Raw genomic sequence first — 758 nt, 5'->3', positions numbered from 1 at the left:
CTCTACTGGCGTTACAGGCTCTACTGGCGTTACAGGCTCTACTGGCGTTACAGGCTCTACTGGGGCTACTGGGGCTACTGGGGCTACTGGTGAAACGGGCGCGACAGGTTCTACTGGCGCTACTGGTATTGCTGGAGCCACTGGTGCTACTGGTGCTACTGGCGTTACTGGCGCTACTGGAGCTACTGGTGAAACGGGAACTACAGGTCCTACTGGCGCTACGGGTATTGCTGGGGTTACTGGCACTACTGGGGCTACTGGGGCTACTGGCGCTACAGGCTCTACTGGCGTTACAGGCTCTACTGGCGTTACAGGCTCTACTGGCGTTACAGGCTCTACTGGCGTTACAGGCTCTACTGGTGAAACGGGAACTACAGGTCCTACTGGCGCTACGGGTATTGCTGGGGTTACTGGCACTACTGGGGCTACTGGCGCTACTGGCGCTACTGGCGCTACTGGCGTTACAGGCTCTACTGGGGCTACTGGCGCTACTGGCGTTACAGGCTCTACTGGGGCTACTGGTGAAACGGGAACTACAGGTCCTACTGGCGCTACGGGTATTGCTGGGGTTACTGGCACTACTGGTTCTACTGGTTCTACTGGGGCCACTGGTTCTACTGGTTCTACTGGCGCTACTGGCGCTACTGGTTCTACTGGCGCTACTGGGGCTACTGGTCCTACTGGTATTACCGGGGCTACCGGGGCTACTGGGGCTACTGGGGCTACTGGGGCTACTGGGGCTACTGGGGCTACTGGGG

The 758-nt window shown here is 58.8% G+C and carries 1 protein-coding gene; it reads left to right on the top strand.

All coding sequences use genetic code 11. The features are described from left to right. On the top strand, positions 1–758 hold a 758-nt coding region (locus ACOMCU_RS28185), incomplete at both ends, for a hypothetical protein (RefSeq protein WP_421052312.1).

It is taken from the genome of Lysinibacillus sp. UGB7 (genome assembly GCF_049058285.1).
Lineage (GTDB): Bacteria > Bacillota > Bacilli > Bacillales_A > Planococcaceae > Lysinibacillus > Lysinibacillus sphaericus_B.
The sequence above is the reverse complement of the archived record's forward strand: the minus strand, read 5'-3'. Positions and strand labels throughout refer to the sequence as shown.